This window comes from Bradyrhizobium sp. DN3 (assembly GCF_041357655.1).
Taxonomy (GTDB): domain Bacteria; phylum Pseudomonadota; class Alphaproteobacteria; order Rhizobiales; family Xanthobacteraceae; genus Bradyrhizobium.
In genome coordinates, this window is record NZ_JAULLN010000023.1 from 106,089 (window position 1) to 123,086 (window position 16,998).

14 protein-coding genes are annotated in these 16,998 nt (G+C 65.3%); 6 read left to right on the forward strand and 8 right to left on the reverse strand.

Translation table 11 applies throughout. The annotated features are described in order from the left end of the window. Positions 1-50: 50 nt before the first annotated feature. The 4 genes from AAE027_RS29510 to AAE027_RS29525 form a co-directional block, all read right to left on the reverse strand. The gene (locus AAE027_RS29510; protein ID WP_370989458.1) at positions 51-1,376 is read right to left on the reverse strand and encodes an MFS transporter; all 1,326 of its coding nucleotides are present in this window, start codon (positions 1,374-1,376) and stop codon (positions 51-53) included. 100 nt (positions 1,377-1,476) lie between these two features. Then, a complete protein-coding gene (locus tag AAE027_RS29515; RefSeq protein ID WP_370989459.1) occupies positions 1,477-2,325 on the reverse strand; it encodes a fumarylacetoacetate hydrolase family protein in 849 nt (282 codons plus the stop codon). Next, positions 2,322-3,929 carry a bifunctional 3-(3-hydroxy-phenyl)propionate/3-hydroxycinnamic acid hydroxylase gene (locus AAE027_RS29520; protein ID WP_370989460.1) on the reverse strand — a complete coding sequence of 536 codons (1,608 nt, stop codon included), beginning with the start codon at positions 3,927-3,929 and terminating at the stop codon, positions 2,322-2,324. The genes AAE027_RS29515 and AAE027_RS29520 overlap by 4 nt, the downstream gene beginning before the upstream one ends. Further along, a complete protein-coding gene (locus AAE027_RS29525; protein WP_370989461.1) occupies positions 3,926-4,828 on the reverse strand; it encodes a VOC family protein in 903 nt (300 codons plus the stop codon). The genes AAE027_RS29520 and AAE027_RS29525 overlap by 4 nt, the downstream gene beginning before the upstream one ends. A gap of 175 nt (positions 4,829-5,003) precedes the next feature. On the opposite strand from AAE027_RS29525, the gene AAE027_RS29530 reads away from it, so the two are divergent. Beyond that, positions 5,004-5,729 (forward strand): GntR family transcriptional regulator, encoded by a 726-nt coding sequence (locus tag AAE027_RS29530; protein ID WP_370989493.1) that lies wholly within the window; start codon positions 5,004-5,006, stop codon positions 5,727-5,729. On the opposite strand, the gene AAE027_RS29535 is transcribed toward AAE027_RS29530, so the two are convergent. Together AAE027_RS29535 and AAE027_RS29540 are read right to left on the reverse strand one after the other, a co-directional pair. After that, a complete protein-coding gene (locus AAE027_RS29535) occupies positions 5,714-7,204 on the reverse strand; it encodes a flavin-containing monooxygenase (protein WP_370989463.1) in 1,491 nt (496 codons plus the stop codon). The genes AAE027_RS29530 and AAE027_RS29535 overlap by 16 nt on opposite strands. Before the next feature lie 103 nt (positions 7,205-7,307). Next, the gene (locus tag AAE027_RS29540; protein WP_370989464.1) at positions 7,308-7,757 is read right to left on the reverse strand and encodes a cupin domain-containing protein; all 450 of its coding nucleotides are present in this window, start codon (positions 7,755-7,757) and stop codon (positions 7,308-7,310) included. Positions 7,758-7,944: 187 nt separating this feature from the next. Between AAE027_RS29540 and AAE027_RS29545 the strand changes: the two genes are divergently transcribed. Next, positions 7,945-8,970, forward strand: coding sequence for an AraC family transcriptional regulator (locus AAE027_RS29545; protein WP_370989465.1), 1,026 nt, complete (start codon positions 7,945-7,947; stop codon positions 8,968-8,970). A gap of 248 nt (positions 8,971-9,218) precedes the next feature. Here the strand turns inward: AAE027_RS29545 and AAE027_RS29550 are convergent, their stop codons facing one another. Further along, on the reverse strand, positions 9,219-11,087 hold the full coding sequence (locus AAE027_RS29550) for an ATP-binding protein (protein WP_370989466.1): 1,869 nt from the start codon (positions 11,085-11,087) through the stop codon (positions 9,219-9,221). A gap of 144 nt (positions 11,088-11,231) precedes the next feature. Then, positions 11,232-11,864: a cupin domain-containing protein gene (locus AAE027_RS29555; RefSeq protein WP_370989467.1), complete on the reverse strand. Its 633-nt coding sequence runs from the start codon at positions 11,862-11,864 to the stop codon at positions 11,232-11,234. A 218-nt stretch (positions 11,865-12,082) separates the two neighbouring features. On the opposite strand from AAE027_RS29555, the gene AAE027_RS29560 reads away from it, so the two are divergent. Genes AAE027_RS29560 through AAE027_RS29575 form a run of 4 tightly spaced genes read left to right on the forward strand, consistent with a single transcriptional unit; the run spans position 12,083 to position 16,998 of the window. Further along, entirely contained in the window at positions 12,083-13,774 is a 1,692-nt protein-coding gene (locus AAE027_RS29560) for a peptide ABC transporter substrate-binding protein (RefSeq protein ID WP_370989468.1), read from the forward strand. Positions 13,775-13,799: 25 nt separating this feature from the next. Then, on the forward strand, positions 13,800-14,750 hold the full coding sequence (locus tag AAE027_RS29565) for an ABC transporter permease (protein ID WP_370989469.1): 951 nt from the start codon (positions 13,800-13,802) through the stop codon (positions 14,748-14,750). Positions 14,751-14,753: 3 nt separating this feature from the next. After that, positions 14,754-15,629, forward strand: coding sequence for an ABC transporter permease (locus tag AAE027_RS29570; RefSeq protein ID WP_370989471.1), 876 nt, complete (start codon positions 14,754-14,756; stop codon positions 15,627-15,629). Positions 15,630-15,669: 40 nt separating this feature from the next. Further along, on the forward strand, positions 15,670-16,998 hold the full coding sequence (locus AAE027_RS29575; protein ID WP_370989473.1) for an NAD(P)/FAD-dependent oxidoreductase: 1,329 nt from the start codon (positions 15,670-15,672) through the stop codon (positions 16,996-16,998).

The following is a 16,998-nucleotide window of genomic DNA, read 5'->3' on the forward strand; positions in this document are numbered from 1 at the left end:
GGAGGCTGGCGAGATGCAATCTCTCCCGAGCCGACGGCTGCCCTCTCCACCTATAGCGCGCGTTTCGAACTTTCCGGGGCGAGCAGGATGCCGATGAAGGCGCAGGCCGCGATCGCCTCGAAATAGAGGATCACAGGGGTGAAGCTGCCGCTCGATCCCATCAGGGCGGTGCCGACCAGGGGCGCGATCCCGCCGCCCAGGATGATGCCGAGCTGCTTGCCGAGCGAGGAGCCGCTGACGCGAACCTCTGTCGGAAACTGCTCCGCCGTGAAGGCTGCTTCCGGCGCAAACATCAGGGCGTGAATGATTCCGATCGAGACGACCAGGCCCATGACGAGCAGTGTCGGGTCCTTTGTCGCGACGAGCTGGAAGTAGATCGGGTACCACGCCGCCGCCAGCAGGATGCCGATCGCGATGAACGGACGGCGGCCCAAGCGGTCCGAATAGGCCGCGATCAGCGGCACCATGCACATTTCCAGCACGTTGGCGACCATGGTCCCGAAGGTGACGCTGGATTGCGCCATGCCGAGCGTCTTGACGGCATAGCCGAGCACGAAGACCGTGCTCATGTACTGGAACGTGCTGTGCGCCATGTTGGCGAGGCAGCCGAACAGGACCGATTTCTTCCACGACCGCGCCACGTCGAGCAGTGGTGCCTTCGGCCGCGCGGCCGAAGCCTGGACCGCCTTGAAAAGGGTCGACTCGTCGACCTGGAGGCGGATGTAGGTGCCGAGCACCACCAGGACGAGGCTGAGCACGAAGGGCACGCGCCAGACCCATTGCGCAAAGTCTTGCGGGGTCGAGACGAAGCCGAGCAAGGCGATGAAGCCGGAGGCCAGGATCACGCCGATCGGACCGGACGCGTTGACAAAGGAAGCGAAGAAGCCGCGTCTTGCCGATGGCGCATTCTCCAGCGTCAGCGACACCGCGTTCATGTATTCGCCGCCGAAGGCAAACCCCTGCACGAAGCGCAAGGCGACCAGCGCGATCGGCGCCAGGAGCCCGATCGAATCGTAGCTCGGTAGGCAGCCGATCAGGAAGCTCGCCACACCCATCAGCACGAAGGTGATCGTCAGCATCGCCTTGCGGCCGAGTTGATCGCCGTAATGGCCGAACACCATGCCGCCGAGCGGGCGGGCGACGAAGCCGACTGCAAACGTCGCGTAAACCGCTAGCATGCTCGCCGTCGAATCCATCTTCGGAAAGAAGAAGCGGTCGAACACGATGGGAGCGGTGAAGGCATAGATGAAAAAATCATAGTGTTCGATCACCGATCCGAGCGAGGATGCGATCACGAGCTTACGGAACGCCGGCGTGATTGGCGCCGCCTCGGCGCGACTGGTCGCCCCGGTTATGACCTCGGCAGTGTTGCTCATACGTTTCCCCTCTCTGCTTTTGCTTATGTCGTCTCACATCGGGCGCGCCGGGCTGGCGGCGGAGCGAGGCAGGCCTCGCCGCCGCCAGGGAATGGATCGCTCACCGCGCCTCGTCGACGACCGGATTGCGCAGGATTGCGAGCTTCTCGACCTCGACCTCGACGACGTCGCCGGGCTTCATCCAGAGCGGCGGGGTGCGCTTGGCGCCGACACCGCCGGGCGTGCCGCTGACGATGACGTCGCCGGGCTCGAGCCGGGTGAAGGTCGAGCAATATTCGATCTGGCGCGGGATATCGAAGATCATGTGCCTGATCTGCGCTTCCTGCACGACCTGCCCGTTGAGGCGTGTGGTGAGCTTGAGCTCGCCGAGCTCGCCGAGCTCGTCCGGCGTCATCATCCACGGGCCGAACGCGCCGGTATCGGGAAAATTCTTGCCCGGCGTGAACTGGTGGGTGTGGCGTTGGAAATCGCGGATGCTGCCGTCGTTGTAGCAGGCGTAGCCGGCAACGTGACCCATCGCTTCGCTGCGGGAGATGTATCGCCCGCCCTTGCCGATGATGACCGCGAGCTCGCCCTCGAAGTCGAGATGGGTCGAGACGCGCGGCCGGATGATGGGCTTCAGATGCCCGGTCTGACTGTTGGAATAGCGCGAGAAGATGGTGGGGTGCTCGACCTCGGGGCGGCCGGTTTCCTTCCGGTGCGTCTCGTAGTTCAGGCCGACGCACAGGATCTTGTCCGGGTTTGGAACGACCGGCAGCCAGCTGAGCCCCGCTAGCGGCGTGGCGGCCGCCTTGGGCTTCGCGTCCGCGACGCCTGCGAGCGCACCGGCGAAGGCGGCCCTCAGATCGGCATAGCGGGTGGCGAGCACGGCGCCGACATCGAGGAAATTATCGCCCTCGACAAGGCCCCAGGTCGTCCGTCCGTCGATCGCAACGGTCGCGAGTTTCATGCTGTCTTCTCCATTTTGAAATCCGGATCGGGATGGCCGTGCAGGCGCGAAGTGACCTCGTGCAAGAGACTGCCGAGCTCGGCCGCGTTGCGCGCCGCCCCGAACACGTAATGATCGGGCCGTACGATCGTGGCGAGGACGCCGTGGCGGTCGAACCAGCCGGCCAGCACGCCGTCGCTCTCTTGGAGCACGTCGGATGCATCGGCGCCGGCAGGCGCGATTGTCGTTGCGATCAACTCCGGATGCGCGACGCAGAGCGCCATGAGGGAGGGGGCCTCGCTGCGGCGGCCGTCGATGAGCACGCGCAAGCGGGGCCCGGTGATCTTGTCGAGCAGGCAAGGCGCGCCATCGATCAGAACCCGCGGCTGCGGAAACAGGCTGCCGCGGGCGGCTCCATCCTGATCGGCCAGGAAGCCCGTGCGGAGCGGCGGGATGATCTCCTGCCGCGTGATTTCGAGCGGCTTGCCGCCGCCTGCAATCAGGATCTGCGCATCGCGGCGTCGCGCGGCGGCCGGATCACGCTCGCAGATCGACTGGCCGATCGCCTTGATCTTGCCGGTCAGCTCGATCACGTGCTGCTTGCGCTCGGCCGTGTAGCTGTCGAGCAGGGCGTCGGGCGAGACGCCCCTCAGCACGGAATCGAGCTTCCAGACGAGGTTGGTCGCATCGCGCAGGCCCTGGCACATGCCCTGGCCGATGAACGGTGGCTGTTGATGCGCGGCATCGCCGGCGATGACGATGCGGTCGTTGCGCCAATCGGCGGCCACCAGGGCGTGGAAACGATAGGATGCCGCGCGCCACAATTCGCCATCCTCCGGCGTCAGCCACGGCGCGAGCAGGTTCCACACATTTTCCGGCCGCTCCATCTGCCTGGGATCTTCGCCCGGCAGCAGCATGATCTCCCAGCGACGATGGTTGTTGGGGCCGATCAGGAAGCTGACGGGCCGCGCCGGATTGCAGAACTGCGCTGAGTTCTGCGGCAGCTTTGCGAGTGCGTCTTGATTGACCCGCACGTCGACCACGAGCCAGGGCTCGTCGAAGATCAGGTCTTCGAGCGCGATGCCGGCGATCTGTCGCACCGTGCTCGAGGCACCATCGCAGCCGAGCACGTAACGCGCCGTCACCGTCCGCGATTGTCCTGCCGCATCCTTCAACTTGGCCCCGACGCGGTCCGTCCGCTGCACGAGATCGACCAGCTCGACGCCGAGCTCGGCGCGGACACAGGAAAAGCTCAAGGCGTGACGGCGCAACTCGGCCTCGACCGGCGGCTGGCTGAACACCATGCTGGGCGTGTAGCCGAGCGGGTAGGGCTTTTCGACCATGTGGACGCGCCGGATCAATTGACCGTCGACGCCAAAATGCTCGGAGGCGGTGAAGGGCTCGACATGGGGCGCGATCGCTTCGGCCAATCCCATATTGTCGAAGTGACGAAAGATCTCGTGATCGAGCGCGATCGCCCGTGGCTTGTCGTAGATGTCGACGAGGCGATCGACGACGAGCGTGCGATGGCCGAGACGGCCGAGCAGCCCGGCCGCGACGGCGCCGGTCGGTCCGAAGCCGACGATAAGCACATCGTAATCCGTGGTGGCGGCGGACATCGTCATGTGCGGCGATCCGTGTCGAAGAGCACGGAGAGTTGTGCGGTCTTGCAGGCCTCGCTCTTGGGCGGCGCAATGCCCCATTGGTCGGTGCGTCCCGGCGGCCAGACCCATTCCGCCGGTCCCTTCGCGCGATAGCTGTCGTCGACCTGGAGGACTTCGGCGGTGTATTCGACGACGACCCCGTCCGGATCGACGAAATAGGCGAACACGTTGTCGCCAGGCCCATGCCGGCCGACGCCCCAGCCGATCGGAAAGCCGTGATCAATCATGCGGCCGGAGCCGCGCATCACCGATTCCAGATCCGGCATCAGGAAAGCGATGTGGTTGAGGCCGTTGCTTGGTGCTTCCGCGAGCACGACGGCGTGGTGATCGCTGTTGCAGCACAGGAATGCCATCAGCTTCGAGCGGTCGGTCAGGCGAAAGCCGAGCACCTGCTGATAGAACGCCGAGAGCTTTTCGATGTCGGCGCTGTTGATGTTGACGTGGGCGAGCCGCTCGGGACGGTCAGCCACGATGCGCGCCGTCTTGGTGCGATCGCCGTGGACGAACTCCATGCAGCAGCCCTGCGGCTCGCGGATCACGAAATGCGTGCCGCCCGATGGCGCGTGCGATTGCCCGGGCGGCGTGATGATCTCGCAGTCCGCCTCGCGTGCGCGCGCGAACAGGCGGTCGAGATCGTCGCGCGAGCGGACGCGAAAAGTCATCTTGCACAGCGCAGCTCGTTCACCTTGCGAGAGTTCGAGAACGTGGAAATCCGCGCCCGTCGCGGCGAGATAGATCGTGCCCTCGGCTTCGGCCGCGACATCGAGGCCCCAGACCTTCGTATAGAAGTCGGCGGAGACGCCAAGGCGTGGCGTCGCAATCTCGACGCTGCGCAACGCGACCACCGGAAAATCGGACATCGGGCTTCCTCGTCAAGGCAGAGGGCCGCACCCGAATAGCCGCGGATCGCCCACCAAGCCGGTTGTTGTCGGCGAACGATTAATCTATATAAATCTATCCGTAAAGACGAAATTTATAAATTATTGGTGCTTGCAGCCTGTTGTACAAAAAATCTCGATGAATCAGTGGGACGCCATGAGCTCAGACCTGTCGAGCCCGAAGACCGACGCGCCGGCGACGCTGGCGACGAGCATCTATGCCCGCCTCAAGGCCGACATCCTGACCACGCGCCTTGCGCCCGGACGCAAGCTCCAGTCGCGCTTCCTGATGGAGCATTACAATGTCGGGCAGACCCCGCTCCGCGAGGCGCTCAACCGTCTCACCACCGAGAAGTTCGTCGTCGGCATGGAGCAGCGCGGCTTCTACGTGAAGCCGGTCAGCAAGGACGAGCTCCGGGAATTGACCAAGACGCGCTGCTGGGTCGAAGGGCTGGCCTTGCGCGAATCCATGCAGAACGCGACGCAAGAATGGGAGGAGGCACTTCTGGTGACGCATCACCGCCTCGACCGCACGCCGCGTTCGCTCGATCCGGAAAAGTTCGCGGACAATCCGGAGTGGGAGAAGGCGCACCGCGCGTTTCACGCGACGCTGATTGGCCTGTGCGGCTCGCGCCCGCTGCTCGGCTTCTGCGAGCAGCTTGCCGACCGGCTCTACCGCTATCGCATGATGTCGATCGCGAAGGCCTACCCGGTCCGGAAGATCGGAACCGAGCATGCACAGATCCTCCAGGCTGTGCTCGACCGGAAGACCGACGATGCCGTCGCGCTGCTGCAGCAGCACTATCAGCGCACGGCGGATGTGATCGATTCGGATCTCGAGACGGTGCTGCCGAAGTCCGACACGCCTTACGCCGCGCGATAGTCCGGCGCCGTGGCCAGGAACTTGGCATAGGCATCTGCGTCCGGCGGCGAGAACCGCCCGGCGAGCCCGCCGCGCTTCTGGTTCTTCGCGCCGATGTCGGCCATCAGCTCGTCGAAATGGCGATAGTGATACGGCGCGACACACAGGCCGCCATAGACGCCCGCGGCCGGTCGTTCTACACGTTTGAAGTGCAGCATCATCTCGATGTTGTCGCGCATGGCTTGCGCGGTCGGCTGGTTGGCGAGCTGGCCGTCGGCATAGCGCACCAGCCAGTTGGCGGCGAGATCGGCGCAAAGCACGGTGCAGAATGACGAGTTGAAGCCGACGAAGCCGAGCTCCGGCAGATCAGGATTGGCGATCAGGCGATAGAGCCGGTACTGTCCGTCGGCATCGACCAGCTTCTGCTGGCAGGCCGAGGGCAGGAACGGCACGCCGAGCTTGTAGCCGATCGCGAGCACGGCGATATCGGCACCAATGCGCTCGCCGCCGCTCATCACGATGCTGTCGCCGTCATAATGATCGAACGTGCCGAACACGGCCTTGATGCGGCCGTCGGCGACCATGGGATAGAAGCCCGGCGTTGCGATCGGCACAGAGCAGTTGACGCCGTCCTCGATCCGCTCCTTCGGGACCATGTTGCACCGGTTGAGCTTGAGCTGCGCCTTCAACAGGCTCTCCAGCCCGCGCCAGTTCGCCCAAACCAGCGGCGCGGCGAGGCGGTGCGCGAGCCGGGCCATCGTGCTGATGCCCCAGCCCGGAAACATCTCCTCCTGCGCGCGGATGTAGAGGATGCGCTTGAAGTTCACGAGCCCGCCGATGAAATAGGGGATGCGCCAGACCGGCTCGCGCATCACGATCGTCACCTCGCGCGCGCCTGCCTTGACTGCGTTCACGGCGATGTCGGTCGCGGATTTGGAGCCGCCGAGCACGACGACGCGGCGTCCCTTTGCCAGGGCGGCATCATTGTATTTCGACGAATGCAGGATCTGGCCGCCCTGTGCCAGAAAGCCGTCCTCGCCCGGGCAATGCAGCTCGCGCGGTTCGTTGAACTGACCGGTGCACACCGCGACGAAATCGAAGTCCTCCTGCGAGGTCGCGCCGTCCTTGCCGCTCAGTGCGAGCGCCCAGCCCGGTTTGCCGTCGGCGCGCCGCGCCATTCCCGCGATCTCGGTGTTGAGGCGCAGTATGCGGTCGAGGCCAAAACTCTTCGCGTAGTCGGCGAGATAGGCGTGGACCTGCGGCCCGGTCGGCCATTCCGGATAGGCGTCCGGCATGGCGCGGTCGGTGTAGCGGTAGAGCTCCTTCGGGCTCTGGGTCTGCACTTCGGGATAGGAGCGCGCCGGCTCCCAGACGCCGCCGAGATCGCCGCTGCGCTCGATGATGGTGACGCGGTGACCGCGGATGGAGAACGCCTTTGCGGCGGCAAGGCCGGAGACGCCGGCGCCGATCACGCAGACATGCTTCGGAGTGATCATGGGTTTGCTCGCAATCAGTGTGTTTCGCGCGCAAGCGGCTACGTTCGGCCGCAAGGCGCGGCCGGCGGAGCTGCAAGCAGATGAAAGTGGACGAGGAGGCTGCCTACTCGTTGGCCTCGGGCGGCAAGAAATCGACCTCGTGCAGCGCCGAGATGCGCACCACTTCGGCCGGGTCGGTCAGGTTGTGCAGCTGATTGAACAGCGCCTCCAGCTTCTGCATCGGCGAGACCCAGAACAGCGCGCGGCACGGCTTGTCGGACTTGTTGAAATAGCCGTGCGGGATGCCGCGCGGCATGCGCACGAGATCGCCGGCATGGGCCTTGACCCATTGGCCGTCCAGCTTGAGGTCGAGCGTGCCTTCCTGCACCAGGATGAACTCGTCCTGGGTCGGATGGACGTGCACCGGCACGAACTGGCCGGGATCGCTGTTGGTCTCGAACGCGAAGGTGGAGTCGGTCACGGCCTTTGGGAAATAGACCTGGCCCAGGATGTTCCAGCTCTTGCCGCCATAGCCCGTGCCGTTTGCGGTAATGCCCTTTTCGAGTGCAGTCATGCTCGCCTCCTCATGGATTCCGGCGGGGACGGAGCATCGGCCAGTCGTGGCCCGCCTGTCTATCCGCTAAACGAATCTGCAACGGCTGTTGCCATGCAGCACGACGATTTTGTGGATGCGGCCCTTTTCGCTGTCACGGAACTATTATAGGCTTAAAGTAATTCCGTGACGCGAAGCGTGGTCGACGATGTCCGCAGCCGTGCTGGAAATGAGCGCGAGACCAACCGCAGCCGAACGGCTTGCGGATTTCGCCCGCGTCACCACGGACGACGTCGACGAAGCAGCCGAGCAGATCGGACGCATCTTCTGTCCGCACGATCTCAAGCCGACGCGTGCGCGCGCCGCCGGCTTCTCCGCTCGGCACAATTGCGCGGCATTCGCAGGCTTTTCCATCAACTATGTCGCCTATGGCGGATCGGTCAGCATCGATCCCGGCTGCCTCGAACGCTTCTTCCTGGTCCAAGTCCCGCTCACGGGCACCGCCCGCATTCGTGCCGGCGCCTGCGAGCTCGATGCCGTGCCGGACCGGACGGCGTCACTGCTGTCGCCGACGATCCCGACGCGCATGACCTGGGCCGACTGCGCGCAAGCGATCCTGCTGCTCGATCGTCGCATGGTCGAGCAGCGCGTCGCGGCGCTGTCGGGCAGGGCGGCCGGCACGGTCGAGTTCGATCCTGTGATCGACCTGGACGCGGCGTCGGGGCGGGCGTTGCGGGCCAGCCTTGCCGAGCTGATGACGCTTGCCGAACGTCTCGGTCCCGCCGGCAGGCTGTCACCGGTCGCGATGGCCGATTGGCGCGAGGTTCTGCTGGATCACCTCCTGAATGGCCAGCGGCATGACCTGTCGGATGCGATCAGGACGTTTTCGGGCCGGGCCGAGCGTCTGCCGCGCGCGCTCCGCGCCGCGCGGGATCATCTTTCGGACAATGCCGGCGAGCCGCTCGACCTCGCGCAGCTCGCCTGCGCCTCCGGCATCGGCATCCGCGCGCTCCAGCTCGGCTTCCGCCGTCACTTCGGCCTCTCGATCTCGCAGATGCTGCTCGACATGCGCCTTGCCGGCCTGAACGCCCGCCTCGCGCAGGCTTCGCCCGATGCCTCCATCACCGAGATCGCTTTCGATCTCGGCTTCACCCATCTCGGCCGCATGGCAGGTGCCTACCGCGAGAAATTCGGCGAGACGCCCTCGGCGACGTTGCGGCGAAGGATGAGTTAGCCGTGGTGAAGTTGGGCCCGGGCGGCGGTCCGTGTTCACCTCTCCCCAGCGGGGAGAGGTCGGATCGTCTGGCGATGCGAAGCATCGTCCAGTGCAATCCGGGTGAGGGGCCGCAGCACCCAGTGAGACTTGAACCCCTCACCCGGATCGCCTCTTACGATGCGATCCGACCTCTCCCTTCGGGAGAGGTGACGAGTTCTCGGCTCGCACCGGCTCAACAAAAAATCATCCCGCTCTAGGCGCGAGGCCTACTTCCGCGGTCGCGTTGGGCCGTTGTCTTCGGCCGCTTGCCTGCGCAGGAAGGCCTCGACGTCCGCCTGCACCGAGTAGGGCGTCGGGATCGCATCGCCGGCGGAATCGACCGCGGTGTCGAGGCAGCGGCGCAGCATGCGTGCGAGCTCGGCCTTGCGATAGGGCTTTCTCAGCAGCGGCGCGCCCATCGTGGCGCGTCCCTGCGTGTGCAGCGAATCGTAGGCGTATCCGGATGTGAACAGCACCCGCAGGGACGGCCGCGCGGCCACCATTTGCTCGGCGAGCTCCCGTCCGTTCATGCCGCCGGCCATCACGATGTCGGTGAAGAGCAGGTCGAACGCGGTGCCTTCGGCCGAAACGGCGAGCGCTTCGGCCGCATTGGCGGCGGGGATGACCTTGTAGCCGAGGCTCTCGAGCTGGACGGTGACGTAGTGGCGGACGTCGCGGTCGTCCTCGACGCAAAGGACGGTTTCCTTACCCCCGACGATCTTGCGGTCGTCATAGCCGGTCGGGCGAAGCGCGCTCGTCTCCGCCTTCGGCAGGTAGATCGTGAAAACCGTGCCGCTTCCTTCTTCGGATGCGACCTTGATGCCGCCGCCGGACTGCTTGACGAAGCCGAACACCATGCTGAGCCCGAGCCCCGTACCCTTGCCGACCTCCTTGGTCGAGAAGAACGGATCGAAGATGCGCTCGAGGATGGCCTGCGGAATGCCGGTGCCGGTATCGGCAATCTCGATCTCGACATAGTCGCCGGCATAGCCGGCGCCGACCGCCACCGCTTCGCGGACGCCAAACACGACGTTGCGCGTCGTCAGCGTCAGCTTGCCGTCGTCCAGCATGGCATCGCGGGCGTTGATCGCGAGGTTGAGCAGCGCCGAGCTCAGTTGGCCGCGGTCGGCGTAGGCGAGCCAGACGTTGCCGCCAAGCCTGGTCACGATCTCGACCTTCTTGTCGAAGGTCGCCAGCAGCAGCTTTGCCAGTTCCTCGATGAGCTCGTTGACGTCGATCTCGGCCGGCTGGAGCGCCTGCTTGCGGGCAAAGGAGAGCAGGCTCGATGTCAGCGCGGCGCCGCGGTCGGCGGCTTCGCTGATCAGCTTGGTGATGGTCGCAAGCGGCGGGTTGTCCTTGACGGCGTCGGCGAGGATCTCGATCGTGCCGGTGATCACGGTGAGCATGTTGTTGAATTCGTGCGCGATGCCGCCGGTGAGCTGGCCGACCGCCTCCATCTTCTGGGCCTGGATCAATTGCTCCTCGGCAGCACGCTTCTGGGTGATGTCCCTGACGAAGCTATTGATGATGGAGCGCTCTCCTATCCGCAACACCGTGCTGGACGCCTCGGTCAGGATGCGGTCGCCGTTCCTGTGGATCAGGCTGACCTCGAAGCGCATGCCGCTTGGTGCGGCCGACAATTCCGGAACGAGTCGCGCCATGCGCTGCCTGAAGGCGGCGCGGAGCGGCTCGGCGACGATGAGATCGACGACATCGGCGCCGAGAGCCTCCTCACGCGTCCATCCGGTCAGGGCCTCGGCCTGAAGGCTCCACTCCAGCACGACACCGCTGTCGTCGATCTGAATGAAGGCATCGAGTGCGGTCCTGATGACGGCTTGCGTCATCTGCGCACTGTCGCTGCGCGCTTGCGACAGTGCGGCCGATTGCGCGGAGACACGTTCTGCCTCTGAGTTCTCCATGGCGCGTGTGCAGAGCCGCGCGAGCAGCGCTGCAACGGCGGCGCTCACCAGCAGGGCGACGAGCTGGGCCGTGCCGAACCCTGCGCTGCCGGTCACGGCATAGGAGGCGAGAAGGGCCGCAGCGGTCACGATGACCTGGGCGGCCATCGCAAGTGTCAGAAGCCCCCTGAGTTTCATGGTCTCACACCAAAGACGCCAACCGCGGACCGCCCGGCCGCTCCGTCCGGCTTGATGTGAGCTACAGACTCCGCGTGGCTCCGTCGAGGGGCAATTTACGGTGGTGGCGGGCGGCGGGGCCCCCTCAGGAGAGGGAGTACCGTGTCATCCCGCCCGCGGATCGGTCTGGCGCAGCGTCGTCACCCAGATCACGCGCGCCACCTGCTGGGTCGGGTTGTCGAACATGTGCGGCACGATGCTCGGAAAGCGAAAGCTGTCGCCGGCCTCCAGCACATGAGCCTGGTTGTCGAGCCACAGCCGGAGGCTGCCCGAGAGGATGTAGCCGGCCTTCTCGCCGGTGTGTTGCAGAAAGTCGGTTCCGGACGAGGCGCCGGGATTGAGCGTGAGCTCGTAGAGCTCGAGCTGGCCCTTGCCGTCAGGCGTGAGCGCTTCCTTGACCACGCCGCTGGCGGTGAGCCGCAGCAGCCGCCGGTTATTCTTGCGCACGATGTAGCGCTGCACGTCGGCGGGATCGCTGCTCTCGAAGAAATAGGAGATCGGAACGTCGAGCGCGATGCTGAGCAGGCGCAGCGTGCGGATCGACGGCATGGCACGCGCGCGTTCGAGCTGGCTGATCATGCCGGTGGAGAGGCCGGTCTTGTTGGCGACGTCCTGGATCGAGAGGCCCGCGCGCTGGCGCAGCAGCCGCACAGCCTCGCCGAGACGCTGGTCGACCGCATCGTCGGCCTCGATCGCCGGGGCGTCCTTCGGATCCTTCGTATCGCCGCGACCATCCATGTCGCTCTCCCATGCATCATCTCAAGCCCGCACCGCATCAGTCCGAGGCTTTAGTCAGGGTGAAAAAGTCGCGCATTCTAGCAATGCGATTGACAGCTGTATTTAGTCGTGATGAAATTTTGGCTGAAAAATTTAGAAGCACTAAAGCCAACTCCTGTCCCTTCGCCGGGGTCTCGGGGCGCGGGGGACGGTGCCGCGTGCGACAACGGAGAGTGGCCATGGCAGACGGCACCGGCAAGTTCGGCGTTGGAGCAGTGCATCTCGGCATTCCGAATCGCCGTCAGTTCTTCCAGCTTGGGGCCGGCGCCGCGGCAGGATGGACCCTTGCAGGCAACGCCTTCGCGCAGGTCGAGCGCCCGACCAATCCGCCGGACAAGCCGCGCGGGCAAGTGATCGCAGCGCTGTCGCAGGAGCCGACCGTCTTTCATCCCTTGATGCCCGGCATCGAGGTCGATCAGGGCGTCTGGTGGCAGGTGTTCTCTCTGCTCTGGTTCATCGATCCCGCCGGCAATTTCGTTCCCGACCTCGCGCGCGAAGTCCCGACCATCGAGAATGGTGGCCTGTCGGCCGACGGTCTGACCTGGAAGATCAAGCTGCGCAGCGACGTGAAGTGGCATGACGGCACGCCGTTCACGGCCGATGACGTCAAGTTCTCGCTCGAGCTGATCAACAATCCCGATTTTCGCGCGCGGAGCCGCGTCGGCCATAGCCTGGTCAAGGACATCAAGGTCGTCGCGCCCGACGAAATCCACTGGCGAATGGAAGCTCCCTATTCGCCCTACATGTCGATCCTGGGATCGCTGACCTTCATCGTGCCCAAGCACATCCTTGAGAAGGTGTCCGATCCGAACGCCTCACCATTCCACAATGCGCCTGTCGGCACCGGGCCGTTCCGCTGGGGCGAGCGCGTGCCCGGCGACCATATCCTGCTCAATGCCCACACCGGCTATCACGGCAAGGGGCCCTATGTGGAGCGCGTGGTCTTCAAATACATTCCTGATCTCACCGTCCTCTACACCCAGTTCCGCACCGGCCAGGTCGACTACACCGGCCTGCAGGGCATCCTGCCGAATTTCGTGCAGGAGGCGAAGACGCTGAAGGGGCGCAAGATCGTCGTCTCCTCGACCTCCTCGGTGGAGCATATCGCGCCCGATCTGGAGTTCGGTCCCTTTGCCGACCGCGCGGTACGCGAGGCGCTCTATCTCGCCATCAACAAGCAGGCGATCATCGATGCGCTCTATTACGGCCTGCCGACACAGACCGAGAGTTTTGTGCCGCAGCAGGCGTGGTCGTTCCAACAGGGGCTGCCGCAGCATAAATACGATCCCGCCAAGGCTAACGCGCTGCTCGATGCCGCAGGATGGGTTCGCGGCTCCGGTGGCGTGCGCGAGAAGGGTGGCGTCAAGCTCGAGTTCACCAACTCGACGACGTCAGGCAATGCGGTGCGCGAGCAGACCCAGCAGCTTCTGATCCAGGACTGGCGTGCGATCGGCGCTGCCATGCGCGTCAACAACATGCCGGCCGCCGTGATCTGGGGCGACTTCTGGCAGCAGTCGAAATTCAACTCGGTGCTGGTGTCCGTGAACTTCATGCTCGGCAGCGATCCCGATGTGACGCCGCGCTTCGGCTCCGGCGCCATTCCGGCCAAGGGCGGCCGCGGCTACAACACCTATCAATACAGGAGCCCCGAGGCCGATCGTCTCCTCGGCGACGGCGCCAAGCAGTTTGAGATCGCCCAGCGCAAGACGACCTATGGCGACCTGCAAAAGCTGATCCGCAACGATCTCGCCATCCTGCCGCTGTTCCAGGGCTTCATCGCCGAAGGCGTGAAGGAGGGGCTGCAAGGCTTCCGTCCCAACATCAACACCTCCATCAACTGCTGGAACATCCGCGAATGGTACTGGGCCTGATCTAAGGTGTGCAGGGCAGCCTGAGATGGCCCGTTACGTCGTCAACCGCCTGGCCCAGGCGATCATGCTGCTGGTGATCGTCTCGGGAATCGGCTTCGCCATCCTGCACCTGGCGCCCGGCGGTCCGCTTTCGCAATTCGCGGCCTCCGCGCAGATGACGCAGGAGGACCTCGACCGCGTCACCAAGCAGCTCGGGCTCGATCGCCCGCTGCCGATCCAGTATCTCGACTGGTTCGGCCGCCTGGTGCGCGGCGATTGGGGCCGCTCCTATCGCGACGGCGAGGCGGTGCTGTCGGTGATCTCTTCGCATCTCGGCGCAACCCTCGAATTGATGGCGACGGCGACGATCATCGCCGTGCTGCTCGGCTGCTGGATCGGCGTGCTGGGTGCGCTGCGCCGTTATTCGTTGTTCGACACGCTCGCAACCGTCGGCGCGATGATCGCACTGTCGATCCCGACCTTCTGGTTCGGCCTCGTCACCATCTACGTGTTCTCGGTGAAGCTCGGCTGGCTGCCGGCCGGTAACCGCGAGACCGTCGGCGATGGCTCATTCCTCGACCTGTTGCATCACCTGATCGCGCCGGCGCTGGTGCTGGCGCTGGTCGAGACCGCGATGTGGGGCCGCTTCATGCGTTCCTCGATGCTCGAAGTCATCAACCAGGACTACATCCGCACCGCCCGCGCCAAGGGCATGCCGGAATGGCGCATCCTCACCGTGCACGCGCTGCGGAACGCGCTACTGCCGATGATCACGGTCGCCGGCCTTCAGTTTCCGACCCTGCTCGGTGGCGCGCTGGTGGCCGAGACCGTGTTCACCTGGCCCGGCATGGGCCGGCTGTTCCTCGATTCCATCGGCTATCGTGACTATCCCGTGGTGATGGGCATCTTGATGTTCTCGGCGACCATGGTGCTGATCGGCTCGTTGCTCGCCGACATCTTCTATGCCGTCGTCGATCCGCGCATCCGGGTGGGGTAGGCGATGGCGACCGCGACCCTTTCCACAATTCAGCCCGCCCCCGGCCAGGCCGCCTGGCGGCGCTTCCGCCGGCACCGGCTGGCGCTTGCGGGCGCCGTGATCATTCTGGTGCTCGTGCTCGGCTCGGCGTTCGGTCCTTATCTGCTGCCGTTCGACGACACCTATATCGACATCATGAAGCGGTTCGCGCCCCCGCTGTCGGGCGCACACATCCTCGGCACCGACGAGCTCGGCCGCGACGTGCTCGCGCGCTTGATGATGGGCGGCCGCGTCTCGCTCTCGATCGGCATCGTGGCGATGGTGATCGCGATGGCCGTCGGCATCGTCGTCGGCGCCTTCGCCGGTTTCCACGGCGGCGTGGCCGGCGCGGTGCTGATGCGGCTCGTCGACGCCGTGCTGTGCTTCCCGACCATCTTCCTGCTGCTTGCGCTGGCGGCACTCACCGAACCCGGCCTCGTCACCACCACCGTGCTGATCGCAGCGACGGCGTGGATGAGCGTCGCCCGCGTCGTCGAGGCGCAGGTGCGCTCGCTGCGGGAGCGTGAGTTTGCGGTCGCGGCGCTCGCCTTCGGCTCGTCGAACCTGCGGATCATGTTCCGCGAGCTCGTGCCCAACGCGATCGCGCCGATCGTGGTCGCGGCGACGCTGAACGTCGCCAAGGCGATCCTGCTCGAATCCTATGTCAGCTATCTCGGCTACGGCATCCAGCCGCCGGCTGCGAGCTGGGGCAACATGCTCAACAACGCCCAGATCTATCTCACCAGCGCGCCCTGGCTCGCGATCGCGCCGGGCGTCGCCATCACGCTGGCGGTCACCAGCTTCAATTTCCTCGGTGACGGCCTGCGCGATGCGCTCGATCCGCGAATGAACATCCCATGACGAGCCCAGGTCCGTTCGAACTGAAGTCCAGGAGTGCCCCATGTCCCCGCCGCTCAACCGTATAAACAGCGATGAACGCCTGCCGGCACAGGCGGATGTCGTCGTCATCGGCGGCGGCGTGATCGGCGTGTCTGCGGCCTATCATCTGGCGAAGAAGGGCCTTTCCGTCGCGCTGGTCGAGAAGGGGCATGTCGGCGGCGAACAGTCGAGCCGCAATTGGGGCTGGTGCCGCCAGCAGGGCCGCGCGCGCGAGGAGATTCCACTCGCACGTGAGGCGCTGCGGCTGTGGGAGGACATGCAGAACGACGCCGGCGTCGATGCTGGCTTCCGCCGCACCGGCGTGCTGTTCCTGACCAAGAGCAAGGACGAGCTTGCGAGCTGGGAACGTTGGGCCGCGGTCGCGCGCGAGCAGCAGGTCCACTCCACCATCCTGACGCCGGCCGAGATCGCCGAACGCATGCCGGGCAATGCCGACAAATGGGTCGGCGGCCTGCACACGCCGAGCGACGGCCGCGCCGAGCCCTCGATGGCCGTCCCTGCGCTCGCCACCGCCGCGCGAAAGCGCGGCGTGACCATCCATCAGGGCTGCGCCGCGCGCGGACTGGAGACTCTGGGAGGACGGGTCAGCGCCGTCGTCACCGAGAAGGGCACCGTTCGCACGCAGTCCGTGCTGCTGTCGGGCGGCGCATGGTCGTCGCTGTTCTGCCGCCGTCACGGCATCGAGTTGCCGATCGGTCTCGTCAACGGCACGGCATGCCGGACCACCCCCGGACCGGAGATTACTTCCGGCGCGCTCGGCACCGATTTCTACTGCATCCGCCGCCGTCTCGACGGCGGCTTTACGCTGGCGCTGCGCAACCGCGGCACGGTCGAGCTGTCACCCGACCTGTTCCGCTACGCCCGCACCTTCTGGCCGACCTATCAGCATCGCAAGAACGGGTTGAAATTGTCGTTCGGCAAGTCGTTCTTCGACCAGCTCGTGCGCGGCACCAGCTGGAGCTTTGACAAGCCGTCGCCGTTCGAGGCCGAACGCGTGCGTGATCCGGCGCCCGACATGTCGCTGGTCAATGCGGCGCTAGCGTCGCTGATCCGTTCGAATCCGGAATTGAAGGACATCGAGATCGCGGAAGCCTGGGGCGGCACCATCGACTGCACGCCTGATACGATCCCCGTGATCTCGCCGGTCGATGCCTTGCCCGGCTTCTTCCTCGCCACCGGCTTCTCCGGTCATGGCTTCGGCATTGGTCCCGCGGCCGGCAAGCTCGCCGCCGATATCGTGACCGGCTCGACACCGCTGGTCGACCCGGTGGCTTACAGTCACAAGCGCATGATCGACGGCCGGCGGCTCGCGCCGGTCAGCCCGTTCTGA

Excerpts from the sequence above, each read along its gene's own strand:
- AAE027_RS29535 (WP_370989463.1), bottom strand. The coding sequence starts at position 7,204 with ATGATCACTCCGAAGCATGTCTGCGTGATCGGCGCCGGCGTCTCCGGC.
- AAE027_RS29510 (WP_370989458.1), bottom strand. The coding sequence starts at position 1,376 with ATGAGCAACACTGCCGAGGTCATAACCGGGGCGACCAGTCGCGCCGAG.
- AAE027_RS29575 (WP_370989473.1), top strand. The coding sequence starts at position 15,670 with ATGTCCCCGCCGCTCAACCGTATAAACAGCGATGAACGCCTGCCGGCA.
- AAE027_RS29545 (WP_370989465.1), top strand. The coding sequence starts at position 7,945 with ATGTCCGCAGCCGTGCTGGAAATGAGCGCGAGACCAACCGCAGCCGAA.
- AAE027_RS29540 (WP_370989464.1), bottom strand. The coding sequence starts at position 7,757 with ATGACTGCACTCGAAAAGGGCATTACCGCAAACGGCACGGGCTATGGC.
- AAE027_RS29530 (WP_370989493.1), top strand. The coding sequence starts at position 5,004 with ATGAGCTCAGACCTGTCGAGCCCGAAGACCGACGCGCCGGCGACGCTG.
- AAE027_RS29515 (WP_370989459.1), bottom strand. The coding sequence starts at position 2,325 with ATGAAACTCGCGACCGTTGCGATCGACGGACGGACGACCTGGGGCCTT.
- AAE027_RS29570 (WP_370989471.1), top strand. The coding sequence starts at position 14,754 with ATGGCGACCGCGACCCTTTCCACAATTCAGCCCGCCCCCGGCCAGGCC.
- AAE027_RS29560 (WP_370989468.1), top strand. The coding sequence starts at position 12,083 with ATGGCAGACGGCACCGGCAAGTTCGGCGTTGGAGCAGTGCATCTCGGC.
- AAE027_RS29565 (WP_370989469.1), top strand. The coding sequence starts at position 13,800 with ATGGCCCGTTACGTCGTCAACCGCCTGGCCCAGGCGATCATGCTGCTG.
- AAE027_RS29520 (WP_370989460.1), bottom strand. The coding sequence starts at position 3,929 with ATGACGATGTCCGCCGCCACCACGGATTACGATGTGCTTATCGTCGGC.
- AAE027_RS29555 (WP_370989467.1), bottom strand. The coding sequence starts at position 11,864 with ATGGATGGTCGCGGCGATACGAAGGATCCGAAGGACGCCCCGGCGATC.
- AAE027_RS29525 (WP_370989461.1), bottom strand. The coding sequence starts at position 4,828 with ATGTCCGATTTTCCGGTGGTCGCGTTGCGCAGCGTCGAGATTGCGACG.
- AAE027_RS29550 (WP_370989466.1), bottom strand. The coding sequence starts at position 11,087 with ATGAAACTCAGGGGGCTTCTGACACTTGCGATGGCCGCCCAGGTCATC.